The 16,891-nt window shown below is 70.5% G+C and carries 18 protein-coding genes; 8 read left to right on the plus strand and 10 right to left on the minus strand.

Translation table 11 applies throughout. The features are described from left to right. Nucleotides 1-178 precede the first annotated feature (178 nt). The 4 genes from OO60_RS34740 to OO60_RS34755 all read left to right on the plus strand — a co-directional run bounded on the left by OO60_RS34740 (nucleotide 179) and on the right by OO60_RS34755 (nucleotide 3,176). On the plus strand, nucleotides 179-751 hold the full coding sequence (locus OO60_RS34740) for a SigE family RNA polymerase sigma factor (RefSeq protein WP_033262965.1): 573 nt from the start codon (nucleotides 179-181) through the stop codon (nucleotides 749-751). A gap of 91 nt (nucleotides 752-842) precedes the next feature. Next, nucleotides 843-1,994, plus strand: coding sequence for an N-acetylglucosamine-6-phosphate deacetylase (gene nagA, locus OO60_RS34745; RefSeq protein ID WP_033262938.1), 1,152 nt, complete (start codon nucleotides 843-845; stop codon nucleotides 1,992-1,994). An 84-nt stretch (nucleotides 1,995-2,078) separates the two neighbouring features. Further along, nucleotides 2,079-2,429 (plus strand): hypothetical protein, encoded by a 351-nt coding sequence (locus OO60_RS34750; RefSeq protein ID WP_003091767.1) that lies wholly within the window; start codon nucleotides 2,079-2,081, stop codon nucleotides 2,427-2,429. Between the two features lie 45 nt (nucleotides 2,430-2,474). Then, nucleotides 2,475-3,176, plus strand: a complete 702-nt coding sequence (locus OO60_RS34755) for a DedA family protein (RefSeq protein WP_033262939.1) — start codon at nucleotides 2,475-2,477, stop codon at nucleotides 3,174-3,176. 189 nt (nucleotides 3,177-3,365) lie between these two features. Here OO60_RS34755 and OO60_RS34760 read toward each other — a convergent pair whose 3' ends face one another. Then, the gene (locus tag OO60_RS34760) at nucleotides 3,366-4,757 is read right to left on the minus strand and encodes an FAD-binding oxidoreductase (protein ID WP_003091764.1); all 1,392 of its coding nucleotides are present in this window, start codon (nucleotides 4,755-4,757) and stop codon (nucleotides 3,366-3,368) included. Between the two features lie 72 nt (nucleotides 4,758-4,829). Beyond that, nucleotides 4,830-5,255, minus strand: coding sequence for a PPOX class F420-dependent oxidoreductase (locus OO60_RS34765; RefSeq protein WP_003091759.1), 426 nt, complete (start codon nucleotides 5,253-5,255; stop codon nucleotides 4,830-4,832). 185 nt (nucleotides 5,256-5,440) lie between these two features. On the opposite strand from OO60_RS34765, the gene OO60_RS34770 reads away from it, so the two are divergent. From OO60_RS34770 to OO60_RS34785, 4 genes are all read left to right on the plus strand, one after another. Beyond that, nucleotides 5,441-5,971 (plus strand): MarR family winged helix-turn-helix transcriptional regulator, encoded by a 531-nt coding sequence (locus tag OO60_RS34770; protein WP_003091757.1) that lies wholly within the window; start codon nucleotides 5,441-5,443, stop codon nucleotides 5,969-5,971. After that, the gene (locus OO60_RS34775) at nucleotides 5,968-8,538 is read left to right on the plus strand and encodes an MFS transporter (RefSeq protein WP_003091755.1); all 2,571 of its coding nucleotides are present in this window, start codon (nucleotides 5,968-5,970) and stop codon (nucleotides 8,536-8,538) included. The genes OO60_RS34770 and OO60_RS34775 overlap by 4 nt, the downstream gene beginning before the upstream one ends. Beyond that, nucleotides 8,535-9,356, plus strand: a complete 822-nt coding sequence (locus OO60_RS34780; RefSeq protein ID WP_003091754.1) for a YceI family protein — start codon at nucleotides 8,535-8,537, stop codon at nucleotides 9,354-9,356. The genes OO60_RS34775 and OO60_RS34780 overlap by 4 nt, the downstream gene beginning before the upstream one ends. Nucleotides 9,357-9,486: 130 nt before the next feature. Further along, entirely contained in the window at nucleotides 9,487-10,155 is a 669-nt protein-coding gene (locus tag OO60_RS34785; protein ID WP_003091752.1) for a DedA family protein, read from the plus strand. A gap of 1 nt (nucleotide 10,156) precedes the next feature. Here OO60_RS34785 and OO60_RS34790 read toward each other — a convergent pair whose 3' ends face one another. The 8 genes from OO60_RS34790 to OO60_RS34825 all read right to left on the minus strand — a co-directional run bounded on the left by OO60_RS34790 (nucleotide 10,157) and on the right by OO60_RS34825 (nucleotide 16,820). Further along, nucleotides 10,157-10,570 carry a VOC family protein gene (locus OO60_RS34790; RefSeq protein WP_003091750.1) on the minus strand — a complete coding sequence of 138 codons (414 nt, stop codon included), beginning with the start codon at nucleotides 10,568-10,570 and terminating at the stop codon, nucleotides 10,157-10,159. A 116-nt stretch (nucleotides 10,571-10,686) separates the two neighbouring features. After that, nucleotides 10,687-11,742: a 2OG-Fe(II) oxygenase family protein gene (locus OO60_RS34795; protein ID WP_003091748.1), complete on the minus strand. Its 1,056-nt coding sequence runs from the start codon at nucleotides 11,740-11,742 to the stop codon at nucleotides 10,687-10,689. Between the two features lie 70 nt (nucleotides 11,743-11,812). After that, nucleotides 11,813-12,553, minus strand: a complete 741-nt coding sequence (locus tag OO60_RS34800) for an SDR family oxidoreductase (protein ID WP_003091747.1) — start codon at nucleotides 12,551-12,553, stop codon at nucleotides 11,813-11,815. Beyond that, complete coding sequence (locus tag OO60_RS34805) at nucleotides 12,550-13,185, minus strand: nucleoside/nucleotide kinase family protein (protein ID WP_003091744.1); 636 nt, start codon at nucleotides 13,183-13,185, stop codon at nucleotides 12,550-12,552. The genes OO60_RS34800 and OO60_RS34805 overlap by 4 nt, the downstream gene beginning before the upstream one ends. Next, on the minus strand, nucleotides 13,182-14,009 hold the full coding sequence (locus OO60_RS34810; protein WP_081911296.1) for a PfkB family carbohydrate kinase: 828 nt from the start codon (nucleotides 14,007-14,009) through the stop codon (nucleotides 13,182-13,184). Before OO60_RS34810 ends, OO60_RS34805 begins: the two co-directional genes overlap by 4 nt. 2 nt (nucleotides 14,010-14,011) lie before the next feature. Then, nucleotides 14,012-14,821 carry an ATP-binding cassette domain-containing protein gene (locus tag OO60_RS34815; RefSeq protein ID WP_004561768.1) on the minus strand — a complete coding sequence of 270 codons (810 nt, stop codon included), beginning with the start codon at nucleotides 14,819-14,821 and terminating at the stop codon, nucleotides 14,012-14,014. Continuing rightward, nucleotides 14,818-15,807 (minus strand): ABC transporter permease, encoded by a 990-nt coding sequence (locus OO60_RS34820; protein WP_033262941.1) that lies wholly within the window; start codon nucleotides 15,805-15,807, stop codon nucleotides 14,818-14,820. The genes OO60_RS34815 and OO60_RS34820 overlap by 4 nt, the downstream gene beginning before the upstream one ends. Beyond that, nucleotides 15,804-16,820 (minus strand): substrate-binding domain-containing protein, encoded by a 1,017-nt coding sequence (locus OO60_RS34825; RefSeq protein ID WP_004561766.1) that lies wholly within the window; start codon nucleotides 16,818-16,820, stop codon nucleotides 15,804-15,806. Before OO60_RS34825 ends, OO60_RS34820 begins: the two co-directional genes overlap by 4 nt. Between the last annotated feature and the right edge of the window lie 71 nt (nucleotides 16,821-16,891).

A 16,891-nucleotide genomic window follows, 5' to 3' on the forward strand; every position in this document is an offset into this window, starting at 1 on the left:
GGCGGGACGAACCCGACGCTACCCGCGTCACAGTTCCGTACCAGCGGCCGATCTGTGGCACCGGCATCTGAACCCGATAGGCTGGGCGTGCGTCAGTACCTGTGTGAGCGCTGTGAATACCGTGAACCTGCTGACGCGGCACACCGTGCAAACCGGGGTCGAGAACAGGCAGGGGTTCATGCTCGAGGGCAATGCGGAACGCAGCGTCGAGGCGACCCTCGGCCACCTGCGGGTCATGGACGGTCCGGCCCCGGCGCAGACCGCCGCGCCACTGACCCTCGAAGACCTCTACCGCCAGCACCGCATGCGGCTGGTCCGGCTGGCGATTCTGCTGGTCGACGAGCCCGCGACGGCGGAAGACGTCGTCCAGGAGGCCTTCACCGGCCTGCACCGCAACTGGGGCAGGCTCCGGGACGCGGCGGCCGCGGTCGGCTACCTGCGCACCGCGGTGGTCAACGGGTCGCGCAGCGTGCTGCGCCGCCGCAAGACCGCCCGCGAGTACGTGCCGCCGCACGCGGTCAACGCGCGGTCCGCGGAGAGCCTCGCGATGCTCTCCAGCGAGCACCAGGCGGTGGTCAGCGCGCTGTCCAAGCTGCCGCCCCGCCAGCGCGAAGTGCTGGTGCTGCGGTACTACGGCGGGCTGAGCGAGGCCGAGATCTCTGAGGCCGCAGGCATTTCCAAGGGTACCGTTAAATCGACCGCCAGCCGGGCGCTCGAGGCACTCCAGAAGGCCATGCAGACCCCACAGTGACCCGGGTGGACCATTCCGATCACTGAGTCGTATCACCATGCTTGGTCCAGACCAATATATGCTGGGGGGCGTGAGAGGCGCCGGAGATTTCGTGATCATGGGCGGCCGGGTGGCAACCCCGGACCGTTTACTCGACGACGGCTGGGTGGCCGTCTCCGACGGGCGGATCGCCGGCGTGGGTTCCGGGACCCCGCCGTCGGGCGAACACGTCGACGTCGGCGGGGCACTCGTCGTGCCCGGGTTCATCGACACCCACTGCCACGGCGGGGGAGGTGCTTCGTTCACCTCCCTCGATCCCGAGGAACTCCTGACGGCGGTGCGAGCGCACCGCCGTCACGGCACCACCACCATGCTCGCCAGCCTGGTCTCCGACCCGGTGGACATCCTGCGCGACCAGGTCGCCGCGCTGCGCGAGCTCGTCCAGGACGGCGAGGTCGCGGGCATCCACCTGGAGGGGCCGTTCATCTCCAAGGCCCGCTGCGGCGCGCACGACCCGGAGACGCTGCTCGAACCGGACACCGGCACGGTCGAGAAGCTGCTGCGCGCGGGCCAGGGCGCGATCCGGATGGTGACCATCGCCCCCGAGCTGCACGGCGGCGTCAAGGCGGTCCGGCAGCTGGCCGAGTCCGGCGTCATCGCGGCCATCGGGCACACCGACGGCGTCGAGGAGCAGCTGCTGCCGGCGATCGACGCGGGCGCGACGGTCGCGACCCACCTGTTCAACGGCATGCGGCCGCTGCACCACCGCGAACCGGGCCCGATCGGCGCGCTGCTCGACGACGAGCGCATCACCATCGAGCTCATCTGCGACCTGGTCCACCTGCACCCGACGGTGGTGCGGCTGGCGGCGAAGCACGCGGGCCGCAACCGCACGGTCCTGATCACGGACGCGATGTCGGCCACGGACGCGGCGGACGGCCGCTACACGCTGGGCCGGCTCGAGGTAGACGTCCACGACGGCGTCGCGACGCTGGCGGACAACGGCTCGCTGGCCGGCAGCACCCTGACGATGGACACCGCCTTCCGCAATCTGGTCGGGGGTGCGAAACTCGGCATCCTCGACGCGGTGCACGCGACGTCGCAACGGCCCGCGGAGCTGCTCGGCATCGCCGACCGCACCGGGATGCTGTGCTCCGGCTACCAGGCCGACATCGTGGTCCTCGACCAGGACCTGCGGCCGGCGAAGGTGCTGCGCCGGGGAGAATGGGTCGCCGAGGTGGGAACGGCTACCTTGAGCACGTAGGTTTCGTTGCGAGCGGACGGGGCTCCGGGGCGGAGCCCCGGCGGGGGTGTGGGGGCATCCCCCATTGGACAGAGACGGGCGGAGATGAGCGAGCCGAAGGACCCCGAGCAGTTGCTGGCGGACGCCCTTCGCGCCCAAGCGGTCTTCGCCCCTTCGGCCTCCCCGGCTCGCGAGCCCGAACCGACCACCGAAGCCGTCCCGACCAGCGCGATCAACGAGCTCCCGTCGGCGTACGGGCTGCTCTCGGGCGCGAGCGCGGACTCACTGGAGCGCGAGCGCGCGGCCCTGGACGCGGAGGCACCGACGGCGTTCGCCCCGCGCCCACCGGAGCCGGTGCGCACCTCGGCGCAGCTGCCCGCGTACTGGATCCTGCTGCTGGCGGTGCTGCTGGGCCTCGCCGCGGGGTCCGTGGTGGGCCTGCTGACGCTGGTCTGACCGGGTCTCAGTAACGACTCAGGGTGACCCTGTACCGTTTTTGGGGTGATTCTCGCCCAGAGCACGGTCAACACGATGTCGCTGCTGCCGTCATGGCTGGACCCGCAGCACCTGCTGAGCGGCCTGACGACGCCGGTCATCGCGGTGCTGTGCCTGATCATCTTCATCGAGAGCAGCATCTTCCCGGTGCTGCCCGGTGACTCCCTGCTGTTCACGGCGGGCCTGTTCATCGCGAACGGCACCCTGAACGCGCCGTTGTGGCTGGTCTGCGTCCTGGTGACGGTCGCCGCGCTGCTCGGCAACGTGGTGGGCTACTACCTCGGGTACTTCGCCGGGCCGAAGCTGTTCAACCGGCCGGACTCGAAGTTCTTCAAGAAGGAGTACGTCGACAAGACGCACGAGTTCCTGGAGAAGCACGGTCCGAAGGCGGTGGTGCTGGCCCGGTTCGTCCCGTTCGTCCGCACCTTCATCACGTGGATCGCGGGCATCGGCCGCATGGACCCGAAGCGCTACTTCACGTACACGGTGATCGGCGGCATCCTGTGGGCCGCGGGCATCACGATCCTGGGCTCCCTGCTGGGCAACATCTCGTTCATCAAGGACAACGTCGACGCGATCTTCGTGCTGATCGTGCTGGTGTCGGTGGTCCCGATCGGGCTGGAGTACCTGAAGTCGCGTCGCGAGAAGAAGGCGGTCGCGGAGACCGACCCCGAGGTCACGCAGCGGATCCCGCGCATCAAGGACTGAGGTCCGGCCCAGCCCCCGGGCGCCACCCCCGATGTCGCGAATGACTCATTCGGGACATCGGAGGTCCCGAATGAGTCATTCGCGACCTTCGTGCGCTCCGGCGACCTTCGTGCGCTGCGGCCGAAACTGTCGGACCCCCGCGGTAACGTGAAAACAGGGGTCCCCCGGGCGGGGACCCCTGCCGACGGCTCAGGTCATCGAGAACATCGAGCCCGGGTTGAACAGGTTCTCCGGGTCCAGCGCCTGCTTGATCTGCCGGTGCACCCGCATCCCCACCGGCCCGATCTCCCGGGCCAGCCACTCGCGCTTGATCTTCCCGACCCCGTGCTCGCCCGTCACCGTGCCGCCCAGTGCCAGCCCGACCTCCAGGATCTCGTCGAACGCCCGCTGCGCCCGCTCGAACTCGTCCGGGTCGTCGGGCTGGTAGACGATCGTCGGGTGCATGTTGCCGTCGCCCGCGTGGCCCACCACCGCGATGCGCAGGCCCACCTCGGCGCTGATCTTCTCGCAGCCGCGGATCAGCTCCGCGATCCTCGTCCGCGGGACGCACACGTCGTCGGTCAGCCACAGCCCGTACGTCTCCAGCGCCGTCAGGACCACCCGGCGGGCCTGCAGCAGCATGCGGCCCTCCTCCAGGTCCTCCGTCGTGTACGCCAGGTCCGCGCCGCAGTCGACGCAGATCTGCTCCAGGGCCGCCAGCTCGCGGCGCGCGACCTCGCCGCCCGCGTCCGACTGGCCCAGCAGCAGCGCCTGGCAGTCCGAACCCGCGCCGAGGTCCGTCTTCAGGTACGCCTCGGCCGCCTTGATCGAGGACGCGTCCATGATCTCCAGCAGCGACGGCACCAGCCCTTCCCGGACGACGCGGGCCACGGCCTCACCCGCGGCCTCGGTCGTCGAGAAGCCCGCCACCAGCGTCGCCGGCGCCTGCGGCAGCGGCTTGAGCTGGACCGTTGCCTGCGTGATCACCCCGAGCGTGCCCTCGCTGCCCACGAACAACCGGGCCAGGTCGTAGCCCGCGACGCCCTTGACCGTGCGGCGGCCCGTCTTCAGCAACGACCCGTCGGCCAGGACGACCTCCAGGCCGAGCACCGAATCCGTCGTCACGCCGTACTTCACGCAGCAGAGGCCGCCGGCGTTGGTCGACAAGTTGCCGCCGATCGTGCACCAGTCGTAGCTCGACGGGTCCGGCGGGTAGAACAGCCCGTGCTTCTCCACCTCGGTGCGGAAGTCCAGGTTGACCACGCCCGGCTGGACGACCGCGAGCCGGTTGCCCGGGTCGATCTCGACGATCTCGTTCAGCTTGGTCAGCGACAGCGTGACGCAGCCGTCGATGGCATTGGCCGCGCCGGACAGGCCGCTGCCCGCCCCGCGCGGCACGATCGGCACCTTGGCCTCGGCGCACGCCTTGACGACCGCCTGCACCTCCGCGGCGTTCGCGGGCAGCACCACGGCGAGCGGCGTGCCCGACGGCGCCAGCGGCATCATGTCGCGGGCGTAGGAGGCGGTGACGTCGGTGTCGGTGAGCACGGCGCTCTTGCCGAGCAGGTCGCGGAGCCGGGTGACCAAAGCTTCGTTGCTCATGGCCTCATCGTAAGCCCGCACAGTCCGCAGTGCGGAAATTTAGTTTCGAATCCGGCCGGAACGGAGCAGCCGTCAGCGGACCAGACCCAGGAGCTTCTCGATGTGGATGGTCAGCACCACCCGCTGGTCGGCGACCATCGCCTCCCGGTATTCGGCCCAGTCCGGGTGCTCGCCCGCCGCCCGCCGGTAATAGTCGACGAGGGCTTCGACGGTGTCGTCGTCGGGCGCCGCGGCGGGCGCGGTGAGCGAAGCGCGCCCCTCGGCGACGACGTAGCTCCAGCCGTCCTCGCTGCCCACGTGGTACGTCACCCGCGGGTCGCGGCGCATGTTCTTCGCCTTGGCCCGGGTCTCGGTGATCGACGCCGTGATCGTGTTCGCCTCCGGGTCGTACAGGTGGGTGATGGTCGACAGCTGCGGCCGGCCGTCGCGGCGGATCGTGGCCAGGACGCCGTGGCGGCGTGCCGCGAGGAAATCCTTAAACGCTGTGTCGTCGGTCATACCCCTTGAAACCGGCGCCCGCCGGCTTTGTTCCGAAGGGAGGCCGGCGAAATCTGCTTGCATACGGCAACTAAAGTGTGTTGTGCCACATCACGAGGTACTCCGCTTGCAGAACGGCTGTTTAAGGCACATCCTTGCCTCAGGCAACTAGTTGCAGCCGCCAACCAACGCCGTGAAGGATCACCATGGCACCCACCAGCTCCGCCACCCGGCCCACGGCCGAACTGGACCTCGCCGACCAGCTCGGGCACGAGCTCGTCCGCCTGGTCCGGCTGATCAACAAGGCGAAGTCGCAGGTCGCCAAGCAAGGTCCGGACGGCATCGAACGGGCGGCGTACGCGATCCTCTTCACCCTCATCCACGAGGGCCCGCAGCGCACCAGCCGGCTCGCCGAGTCGCTCCACTCGGAGATCTCGACGATCAGCAGGCAGTCGAGCTCGCTCGTCCAGCACGGACTGGTCGAGCGCCAGGCCGACCCGGAAGACGGCCGGGCCTGCCTGCTCGCACCGACGACCGAGGGCATGCGGGTGTTCGAAGAGAACCGCAAGCAGCGCAACCAGTGGCTGGCCGAAGTGCTCGGGGACTGGACCGACGGGGAAATCCAGACCCTGAACCGCCTCTTCGCCCGGCTGAACACAGGTATCGAGAACCACTCTCCACAGCTGGCCGACGCGCACGCGTCCGCCGGTGCACCGGCCAAGGGGGCCAACGCATGAGCACCACCACCGAAACGGCACCGGCCGAGGCGGGACAACCGCCACGGCTGAGCCACCGCCAGATCGTCACGATCCTGAGCGGCCTGATGTGCGGCATGTTCCTCGCCGCGCTCGACCAGACGATCGTGGGTACCTCGATCGTCAAGATCGCCAACGACCTGCACGGCTTCGACCTGCAGGCGTGGGCGACCACGGCGTACCTGATCACCTCGACGATCGTCACGCCGATCTACGGCAAGCTGTCCGACATCTACGGCCGCAAGCCGTTCTACCTGACCGCGATCGGCATCTTCGTCGCCGGTTCGCTCGCCTCGACCTTCGCGACGTCGATGTACCAGCTGGCCGCGTTCCGCGCGGTGCAGGGCCTCGGCGCCGGCGGTCTGATGTCGCTGGCCATGACCATCCTCGGCGACATCGTGCCGCCGCGTGAGCGAGCCAAGTACCAGGGCTACATCCTGGCCGTGTTCGGCCTGTCCACCGTGCTCGGCCCGGTGCTGGGCGGCTTCTTCGCCGGCATCGACAACCTGGCCGGCCTGCACGGCTGGCGCTGGGTCTTCCTGATCAACGTCCCGATCGGCGTCATCGCGCTGTTCGTCGTGGCCAAGGTGCTGAACGTGCCGCACACGCCGCACAAGCACAAGATCGACTGGTGGGGCGCGCTGACGATGATCGTCGCGGTCGTGCCGTTCCTGATCGTGGCCGAGCAGGGCCAGAAGTGGGGCTGGGGCGACCAGAAGGCCATCCTCTGCTACGTCGTCGGCGGCGTCGGCGTGATCGCGTTCATCGTGGTCGAGCGGCTGATGAAGGACGCCGCGCTGATCCCGCTGCGGCTGTTCAAGAACTCGACGTTCACCGTGGCCATCATCGGCGGTGTCATCGTCGGTGTCGCGATGTTCGGCGCGATCACGATGATCCCGCAGTTCATGCAGGTCGTGCAGGGCTACACGCCGACCGAATCGGGGCTGCTGATGCTGCCGCTGATGGCGGGCATCATGCTCAGCTCGATCGTGTCCGGCCGGCTCACCGGGAAGACCGGGCGCTACAAGATCTTCCCGATCATCGGCACCATCCTGATCGCCGGCGGCGCGTTCTTCTTCGCCCAGGTCAAGTACGACTCGGCGCTGTGGCACCCGCTGGTCGCGGCGGCCATCATCGGCCTCGGCCTCGGCCAGTGCATGCAGACGCTGATCATCGCGGTGCAGAACGCCGGCCCGCGCAGCGACATGGGCGTCTCGACCGCGGCGGCGACGTTCTTCCGCCAGATCGGTGGTACCGCCGGTGTCGCGATCTTCCTGACGGTCCTGTTCAACACCCTGCTGCCCAACATCACCAAGGCGTTCGGCGGGCAGCTGCCCGCCGGGGCCGGCGCGGGCATCGGCAGCCTGTCGGAGAACACCAGCGGCATCCAGAGCCTGCCCGAGGCGATCAAGACCCCGGTGCTGATCGGCTTCACCGAGTCGATCACCACGGTGTTCTACATCGCGGGCGCGGTGGCCCTGCTGGCGACCGTGGTGCTGCTGTTCATGAAGGAGATCCCGCTGACCAACGCGGCCCCGGCCGCGGCGGCCATGGAGGGCGGCGAGGCGCTGCTCGAAGACCACGCCGACGAGCCCACCGAGATCGTCGAGCCGGTCAAGCCGGTCGACCGCGAGCCGGCACTGGTCGGCGGCGGGCGGCACGCGCTGAGCAGCAACGGGCACGGCGACTACCAGGCCGTTTCGGGCGCGCTGCCGATCACGAACTCCGTCGCGGAGTCCGAGCTCGACACGCCCCTCGGCGCGGGCGGCCTGCCGGTGACCGGCCACGTCCGGCGCCAGGACGGCAGCCACGTCGCCGGCGCGGCGCTGACCCTCATCGACCAGCGCGGCCGCCAAGTCGCGCGGGCCACCGGGTCCGCCGACGGCAGCTACTCGGTGCCGAGCCAGGGCCCGGGCGCGTACGTGCTCATCGTGTCCGCGCACGGCCACCAGCCGCAGGCGTCCAGCGTCGTGATCAGCAACGGGCCGGCCACGGTCGACGTCACGCTCACCGGGTCCGGCGAGCTGACCGGCACGGTGAAGGCGGCCGCCACCGGGCAGCCGCTGCCGAACGTGACGGTGACGCTGACCGACGGCCGCGGCGAGGTGAACGGCGCGTTCATCACGACGACCGACGGCACCTACGCCTTCGTCGGGGTCGGCGCCGGGGCGTACACCCTGGTCGCCAGCGGTGCGGGCTACCGGCCCGTCGCGCTGACGCTCACCGTGCCCGACAGCGGCGTGCTGCGCCACGACGTCGAGCTCGCCAGCTCGGTGCTGCTGTCCGGCACCGCGCGGACCGAGGGCGACCGGATCGTGCCGGACGCGCGGATCACCGTGCTCGACGCCGAAGGCAACGTGGCCGCGGTCGCGCGGACCGACGGCGAAGGCCGGTACGTGGTCAGCGACCTGCCCGCGGGGGCGTACACCGTGGTCGCGAGCGGCTACCCGCCGGCGACCAGCCAGGTGGAGCTCACCGGCGGCGAAGCCGACCACGACGTCCGGCTGAGCTACGACCAGGCCCTCGACGAGCTGGTCGACCGGTCATGACCGGCCTGCGCGCGTCGCTGCGCACGGCCGAGGGCTGGGTGGTGGAGCACGCGGTGCTCACCGTCACCGACCCGGCCGGGCGGCAGGTCGCCCGGCAGGCGGCCGACGTCCGCGGCGAGGTCGTCACCGACGCCCTCGCCCCGGGTGTCTACACCGCCGTCGTCACGGCGGCCGGGTACACCCCGGTCGCCCGGACGGCCCAGATCGCCTCGGACGGCAGCGGCTCGCTCGGCGACGTCGTGCTGGCCCCGGTCGCCGAGGCGATCGAGCTGCCGCCCGCCGGGCCGTGGGTGATCGACCCGATCCACTCGTCGGTGGTCGCGACCGCCCGGCACCTGGGCATCGCGAGCATCAAGGCGCGGTTCCCGGACGTCTCGGGCCGGATCGAGATCGGCCGCCCGGCCGAGCGGTCGTCGGTGCACGCCGAGATCAAGGCGGCGAGCATCGAAACCGGCATCAAGATGCGCGACGACCACCTGCGCTCGCCGGACTTCCTCGACGTCGACGTGCACCCGGTCATCACCTTCACCAGCACCGGGCTGCGCCAGCGCGGCGCGGACTCGTGGACGCTGCTGGGCGAGCTGACGCTGCACGGCGAGCGCCGCGAGATCGAGCTCGAGCTGACCTACGGCGGCTGGGGTCCCGACCCGTGGGGCGGCGTGCGCGTCGCGTTCCACGCCGAGACGACGCTGCACCGGAACGACTTCGCGATCAACTACAACGCGATGGTCCGCGCCGGGGTGGCGGCGGTCGGCACGACCGTGAAGGTCGAGCTGGACATCGAAGCGGTGCAGGGCGAGACGCTGCCGCAGTTCTGAGCCCGTCTCCGGAAGGCCCTCTCACCGCTGGGTGAGGGGGCCTTCACCGTTCGTGAAAGCTGAAACTCCCGGAGAGCGCGATTTGACCGTTCGCCGCGGACCGTTCACCTGGGCCACGTAGGCTCGCGGGGTGAACGTCGTGAGCACCGAGGCCGCGGGCGTCGGCGTGAGCTGGCTGGACACCGCCGGACCGCTGCTCGTCTGGGTGATCGTGCTGAGCTTCGTGCTGGTCGAGTGCGCGCTGATCATCGGGCTGTTCCTGCCCGGTGATTCGCTGCTGTTCGGGGCCGGCGTGGTGCTGGCGCAGCACGGTTCGGACGCGAACGCGTGGTTCCTGTCGGGAGCCGCGCTGATCGTCGCGGTCCTCGGCAACCAGATCGGGTACTACATCGGCCGCGGCAGCGGGACGAAGCTCATCGCGCGGCGCGACGGCAAGGTGCTGAACCGGCACAACCTCGAGCGCGCGCAGCGGTTCCTGGACCGGAAGGGCTTCTTCGCGATCGTGGCCGCCCGGTGGATCCCGTGGATCCGCACGCTGGCCCCGCTGATCGCCGGCGCCGCCCGGATGGACCCGCGCCGGTTCATGGCGGCGACCGCGCTCGGCGGCCTGCTCTGGGTGCCGACGCTGGTGCTGCTCGGGTACTACGGCGCCGGCCTGCTGGACGCGCTGCCGTGGCTGAAGACGGCCGCGCTGTGGATCAGCATCGCGTTCTTCGTGTTCGGCACGGGCTACGGCGTGCTGCGCTACCGCCAGGAGATGCGCCGCCCGGTGGACCAGCCGGACGACGCGCGGACCTGACTCAGAGCTGCGGGTCGGTCCAGATCTCGAGCTGGATGCCGTCCGGGTCGCGGAACACGATCACCCGCGACCCTTCGAACGTCCGTGACGGCGCGACCGGCACGTAGGACACGCCGAACTCCGCCAGCCGGCTCTCCCACTCGGCCAGTTCGGCCGCCGAGTGCACGCGGAACGCGACGTGGTCCAGGCCGGTCCGGCGCTCGTCGAACCCGCGCCTGCCGGTGTCCGCGTGCTGCACCAGCACCACCGAGAACTCGTCACCGGCCGAGCGCAGCACGACCTTGCGCAGTCCCGTGTCCGGCTCTTCGCGCCGGGTGACCTCCTCGAGGTCGAGGACGCGCACGTACCACGGCACGCTGCGGTCCACGTCGGTCACGGTGAGCGCGAGGTGGTGCACGGACATGAGTTTGGCCATGGCTTCCGAAGCCGTCCTTTCGCGTGGCGGCTTCCCAGAGTTGCACAGCGTTCGACCACCAAAACGCGAGTGACCAAGTTCCCCGTCCGATCGTGATCTCGCCGTCTCCGGCCGTCTCAGCAGGCGGACAGAACCCACTCAGTGCGATCGCCCTGCCACCTCGGGTCACGGATACGATCCAGCACGGCCAAGCGCCCTTCGCGCTCGATCCGCCGGGTCGTCACCCGGTCCGGGTAACAGCGCGTGAACATGTTCGTGAAGTGCGTCCCGTAGTGGATGGCCTCGTCCCCGCCCGCCAGCGGCCGGACGGTGGCGCCGAACGACGGCTCGTGGAAGTACGCCAGCGTGTACCGCTCCCGGTCCGCGAGCCGGACCTTGTGCGGCGTCGACAGGAGGCGGCCGCCGGTGAGGAACTGCAGGATGTCGCCGGGGAAGACGGTGAACACCCCCGCCTCGGGCTCGACGAAGTGCCACGGCTCGGCGTCCTGGTACATCCCGGCCGTGCTCTCCGCCGGCAGCCAGTTGCGGTTGCGGTGCTCCCCGGCCACCGGTGGCCGGATGTAGAGGCCGCCGACGTCGTCCTGCGCGGCGATCACGAGCAGTCCGTAGTCGGTGTGCGCGCCGATCCCGCGTTCGGTGGTCGCCGACCGGGCGGGGAACCGGAGCACGCGCATGTGGTGCCAGCCTTCGCGGGTGAGCCGGGTCAGCCGGTCGATTTCCGCGCCCAGCCCGAGGGCGACGAGCTGCAGCACCTTCTCGCCGATGGCCCCGACCTCCTTCAGGTGGGCCGTCATCGCCGTCCGGTAGCCCTCGTCCGGCCACGGCACCGGCCCGTGGCACGGCCAGCCGCCGGTGACGCGGATGTCGGTGAGCGGGATGTCCGGGCACACCGTGAAGATCTCGGAATAGTCGGCTTCGCCCGCCGTCACCTCTTCACCCGAAGCGATGTATCCGCTGTAGGTGAGGTCGCTGACGAACTCCGCCTTTTCCGGGAGGGATTTCGCGAAGAACCGCCGGCTCGCGGCGAGCGCTTCGGCGGTGATGCGGGCCTGCGCGGCGGTGGCGGCGACCTGGAAGATCCCGTCGTCCTCCCAGGTCCGGACCAGCTGCCTGCCCAGTATCCGATCGACTGTCGTCCCGACCACCGAATCGGGCAGCTCGAACGTGCGCATTGTGTTCACCTTTCGCGCGGTTGTGGGAACGCCCACCACACGAAAGCCGGGAAATCCCGGTTCACAAGGATCAGCGGCCGCCGCCGACGTCGAGAACGGCGCCCGTCGTGAACGACGACGCTTCCGAAAGCAGGAACAGCACCGCTTCCGCGATTTCCGCCGGCTGCCCCGCCCGCCGCATCGGAATCTGCGGTGCGTACCGCGCCATCCGGTCCGGCAGGCCCGCGGCCGCGTGCAGGCCGGTGTGGATCATGCCCGGCCGGACCGCGTTGACGCGGATCCCCTCGCCGGCGACCTCCTGCGCGAGCCCGAAGGTCAGCGTGTCCACAGCCGCCTTCGACGCGGCGTAGTGCACCCACTCCCCGGCCGAGCCGGTGCGCGCGGCCGTCGACGAGATGTTGACGATCGCGCCGCCGTCGCCGCCGTGGCGGGTGGACATCCGGCGGACCGCCTCGCGGCAGCACAGGAACACCCCGGTGACGTTGACGTCGAGGGTGCGCCGGACGACGTCGACCTCGTAGTCCTCGAGCCGGCCGGGGGTCTTGCCGACGATGGCCGCGTTGTTGACCAGCGCGGTCACCGGCCCCAGCTCGGCGGCCGCGGCGAACAGCGCGCGGACGTCGTCTTCGTCGGAGACGTCCGCGCGGAAGGCCAGCGCCTGACGGCCCTGCGCGCGCACCTCTTCGGCGACGGCTTCCGCGGGCGCGGGGTCGCCGGAGTAGTTGACGACGACGTCGTGGCCGCGGGTGGCGGCCAGCGTGCAGATCGCCGCGCCGATCCCGCGGCTGCCGCCGGTGACGATCAGGGTCAAATCGCGAAGTTGGCCAGCGGCAGGTTCTCCAGAACCAGGTCCGCGCGGTCCCGCGTCTGCGAGATGAGGTCGGCGTTGCGCTGGTCCGAGCCGAGCGCGCGCTGCCGGGCCTCGACCAGCGAACGGCCGTACCGGCGGTGGCGCGACACGAGCCGCTCGATCCGCTCGGGCTCGTCCGGCGCGAGGAACCAGGCCTCGGTGAGCAGCGGCCGGATCGCGCTCCACGGGTCGTCCGGCAGCAGCAGGTAGTTGCCCTCGGTGATGACGAGCTGGACCTCGGGCGGTACCGCGACCGCCCCGGCGATCGGCTCCTCGATCTCGCGGCGGAACTCCGGCGCGTACACCGTTTCGCGGCCTTCGGCGAGGCGGCGGATCAGGTGGTAGTAGCCCGCGGCGTCGAACGTGTCCGGGGCGCCCTTGCGCTCGGTGCGGCCCAGCCGGCGCAGCTCGACCTGCGCGAGGTGGAAGCCGTCCATACCGACCACGGCCGCGCGCGAGCCGAGCGCGTTGGCCAGCGCCCAGGCGAGCGTGGTCTTGCCGGACGCGGGCGAGCCGATGATGCCGAGCACGTTGCGCTTCCCGCGCACGGTCAGGCCCTCGGCCCTGGCCAGCAAGTCGTCGAACGCCGTCATGTCGTGTTCCTTCCTGCGATCGCGGTCGTCCACGACCGCGGTCCCACATGCCGCACCCGTTCGGCGGCCACCTCGTTGGCGAAGCGGATCCGGTCCGGCACCGTCGGTTCGCGCACCACGGCCACGGCGAGCGCGCCGTGCCAGACGTCGCCCGCCCCTAGTGTGTCCCGCGCTTCGACGGCGGGCACAGGCACCTCACCCGAGCCGCCGTCCGCAGTGGACCAGCGGACCGGGCGCGGCCCCGCGGTGGTGATCACGGTCGGGACGCCGCGCTGGTGGAGGCCGGGTTCCGGCGCGGCGAAGTGCGCGGAGCAGGCGGCGATGTCCACCAGCGGCAGCAGCTCGTCGAGCACGGGTTTCCAGCTGCCGGCGTCGAGCACGACCGGGACGTCGCCGGCCGCGCGGGCGACCGACAGGGCGAGGTTCGGGTGGTGGCCGTCGACGAGCACCACGTCCGCGTCGACCGAGCCGCTCCAGGAGGCTTGCGACCCGGCCGCGTTGCGCGAGACGACCGTGCGCTCGCCGTCGCGGTCCCGGACGGCGGCCGCGCTGACCGGCGGCGGCCCGGTCCGGCCGGGATCGAGGTCGGCGACCCGGACGCCGTGGGCCTCGAGGTCGGCGCGGGCGAGGGCGGCCAGCGGGTGCGCACCGAGGACGGTCAGCAGGGTCGCCTCGGCGCCGAGCGCGGCCGCCGTCACCGCGGCGTTCGCCGCGGGCCCACCCGCGGCGACGTCCACCTGCAGCGACTGCACCTTCTCGCCCGGCGCCGGCAGCTCGGCGACCCGCTGGACGACGTCCACCGTGCACAAACCCGCCAGCAGCACCCTCACTTCAAGCCGGCCACATGGGTCGCTGCGGCGGCTTCTTCCACTTCGCCGTTCTCGTTGAGCCGCAGGGCCCCGGTGAGCAGGCCGACGACCTGGTTCATCGAATGCGTCTTCGGCGAGACGACCGCGACGCGCTTGCCGAGGCGGTGCACGTGGATGCGGTCGGCGATGTCGAACACGTGCGGCATGTTGTGGCTGATCAGCACCACCGGCAGGCCGCGGTCGCGAATCCGGCCGATCAGGTCGAGCACCTTGCCGGACTCGGCGACACCGAGCGCGGCGGTGGGTTCGTCCATGATCACGGCCTTGGTGCCGAACGCGGCCGCGCGGGCCACCGCGACACCCTGGCGCTGACCGCCGGAGAGCGTCTCGACGGGCTGGCTGATCGACTTGATGTTGATGCCCAGCTCGTCGAGGATCCGCTGGGCCTCGGCCCGCATGGCGCCGGTGTCGAGCTTGCGGAACAGCCCGAGCGGTCCCTTGAGGCGCTTTTCCCGGCCCAGGAACATGTTCGACGCGATGTCGAGCGCGGGCGCGACCGCGAGGTCCTGGTACACCGTTTCGATGCCGTAGTGCCGAGCGTCCAAAGGGGACTTGAAGTGGACGGTCTTGCCGTCCACTTTGATCTCGCCTTCGTCCGGGATCACCGCGCCGGACAACGCTTTGATGAGCGAGGACTTCCCGGCGCCGTTGTCGCCGACCACGGCGAGCACCTCGCCGGGCAGCAGGTCGAAGTCGGCGCCGTCGATGGCGGTCACCCGGCCGTAGCGCTTGACCAGGCCACGCGCCTGCAGGATCGGTTCGGTCATGACTGCTGCTGCCTCCTCGCGATCCGGTCCACCACGACGGCGGCGATGAGCAGGGCGCCGGTGGCGAGGTCCTGGTAGTTGCCGTCGACGTTCATCTGCGTCAGGCCCGACCGCAGCACCGCCACGACCAGCGCGCCCATCAGCGTCCCGAGCACCGAACCGCGGCCGCCGAAGAGGCTCGTGCCGCCGAGGACGACGGCGGTGATCGAGTCGAGGTTGCCCAGCTGGAACTGGTTCGGGTCGGCGTTCGGCGTCCGGCCGAGCGCCTGCCACGCGGCGATGCCGAAGGTCAGCCCGGCCACGATGTACACCGAGAGCACCGTGCGGTTGACCTTGATGCCGGACAGCCGCGCGGACTCCGGCGCGTTGCCGACCGCGTAGACGTGCTTGCCCCACGCGGTTTTCGTGAGCGCGTACCAGATGCCGAGGTACATCAGCAGCGCCAGCGTCATGCCGTAGGTGATCGGGATGCCGCCGAAGAGGTAGCGCTTGGTGCCGAGCCACTGCAGCAGCCCGTCGGTCACCGGCACGGCCTGGCCGCCGGCGATCAGCTTCGACACCGCGGTCAGCATGGTGAACGTGCCGAGCGTGATGATGAACGCGGGCAGCTTGATCCGGGTGGCGAGCCCGCCGATGAAGATGCCGACGATGATCGTCAGCACGACCCCGGCGAGCAGCGCGACGAACCCGTTCGTCCCGGCCGCGGCGAGCTTCGCCATGATCAGCGTCGCGACGACCATCGATGCGGCGTTGGACAGGTCGATGCCCGCGATCAGGATGACGAGCGTCTGGCCCAGCGCGAGCGTCCCAACGACCAGGGACTGCTGGACCACGGTCGACAGGTTGTCGAGGTCGAAGAACGTGTCCGTGGCCAGCGAGAACACCACGATCGCGACGACCAGCGCGAGCGCCGGGCCGACCGCGGGGGCGCGGAGGAGGAACTCGCCGAGCGACTCACGTTCCTTGGTTGCCACTGCCGTGGTCATTTGTTGCCTCCCCAGCAGTTCTGCAGGCCCCAGGCGGAGTCGTGGCTCTCGATGCCGGGCAGGGGCTTGTCGGTGATCACGGCGGACCCGGTGTTCACGAACCCGGACGGCTTCTTGCCGGTCTTGGCGTACTCGACGGCGGCGAGCACCCCCTGCTCGGCCATCTTCTTCGGGAACTGCATGACGGTGGCGGCGAACTGGCCGTTCTTGACGTTCTGGACGCCTTCGCAGCCGCCGTCGATCGAGCCCATCACGATCTGGCCGGTCAGCCCGCGGGCCTTGAGCGCCGCGTACGCGCCGCGGCCCATCGGCTCGTTCATCGAGTAGACGGCGTTGATGTCGGTGCTGCGCTGGAGCAGGTTCTCCATGCCCTGCTGGGCGAGGCTCTGGTCGCCGTTGGCCGCGGTGTGGCCCTTGATCTCCGGCGAGCCGTCGGTCAGCCCGATGCCCTTGAGGAAGCCGCCGTGGCGCTGGGTGTCGACCGTGCTGCCCGCGGTCCCGTCGACCATCAGCAGCTTGGGCGGGACGCCCTTGAGCGCGGCCTTGACGTAGGCGCCCTGCTGCTCGCCGGCCGCGAAGTTGTCGGTGGCGAAGGTGGCGTCGACCGCGTCGGCCGGTTCGGTGGCCGTGTCGAGCGCGATGACCAGTACCCCGGCGTCGCGGGCGTCCTTGATCGCCTTGAGCACGCCGGTGGACGAGCTCGGCGTGATCAGGATCGTGTTCGCGCCCTGCTGGCGGAGGTTCTCGATGGCGCGGACCTGGCCGTCGTTGTCGCCGTCGAACTGGCCGGCGAGCGCGCTGAAGTCGGCGCCGTTGGCCTGCGCGGCGGCTCTCGCGGCGTTGCGGAGTTCCACGAAGTAGGGGTTGGTGTCGGTCTTGGTGACCAGGCCGACCTTCGCCTTGCCGCTCCCGCCGGTGTTCGTGTTGCCACCCCAGTGGCGTTCGACCGTGCACCCGGTCGTCGCGGCGAGCACGGCGGCCAGCGTCAGCGCGGTGAGACTTCGCTGTCTCATGGGTTCCCACCCTTTGTTCGGTTCGAGGCTTGCCGATGGACCGGAAGGTAGACAGACTGCTGCGTGGACGC

Origin of the sequence: Amycolatopsis vancoresmycina (assembly GCF_000716785.1) — a bacterium.
GTDB classification, from domain to species: Bacteria; Actinomycetota; Actinomycetes; order Mycobacteriales; family Pseudonocardiaceae; genus Amycolatopsis; species Amycolatopsis vancoresmycina.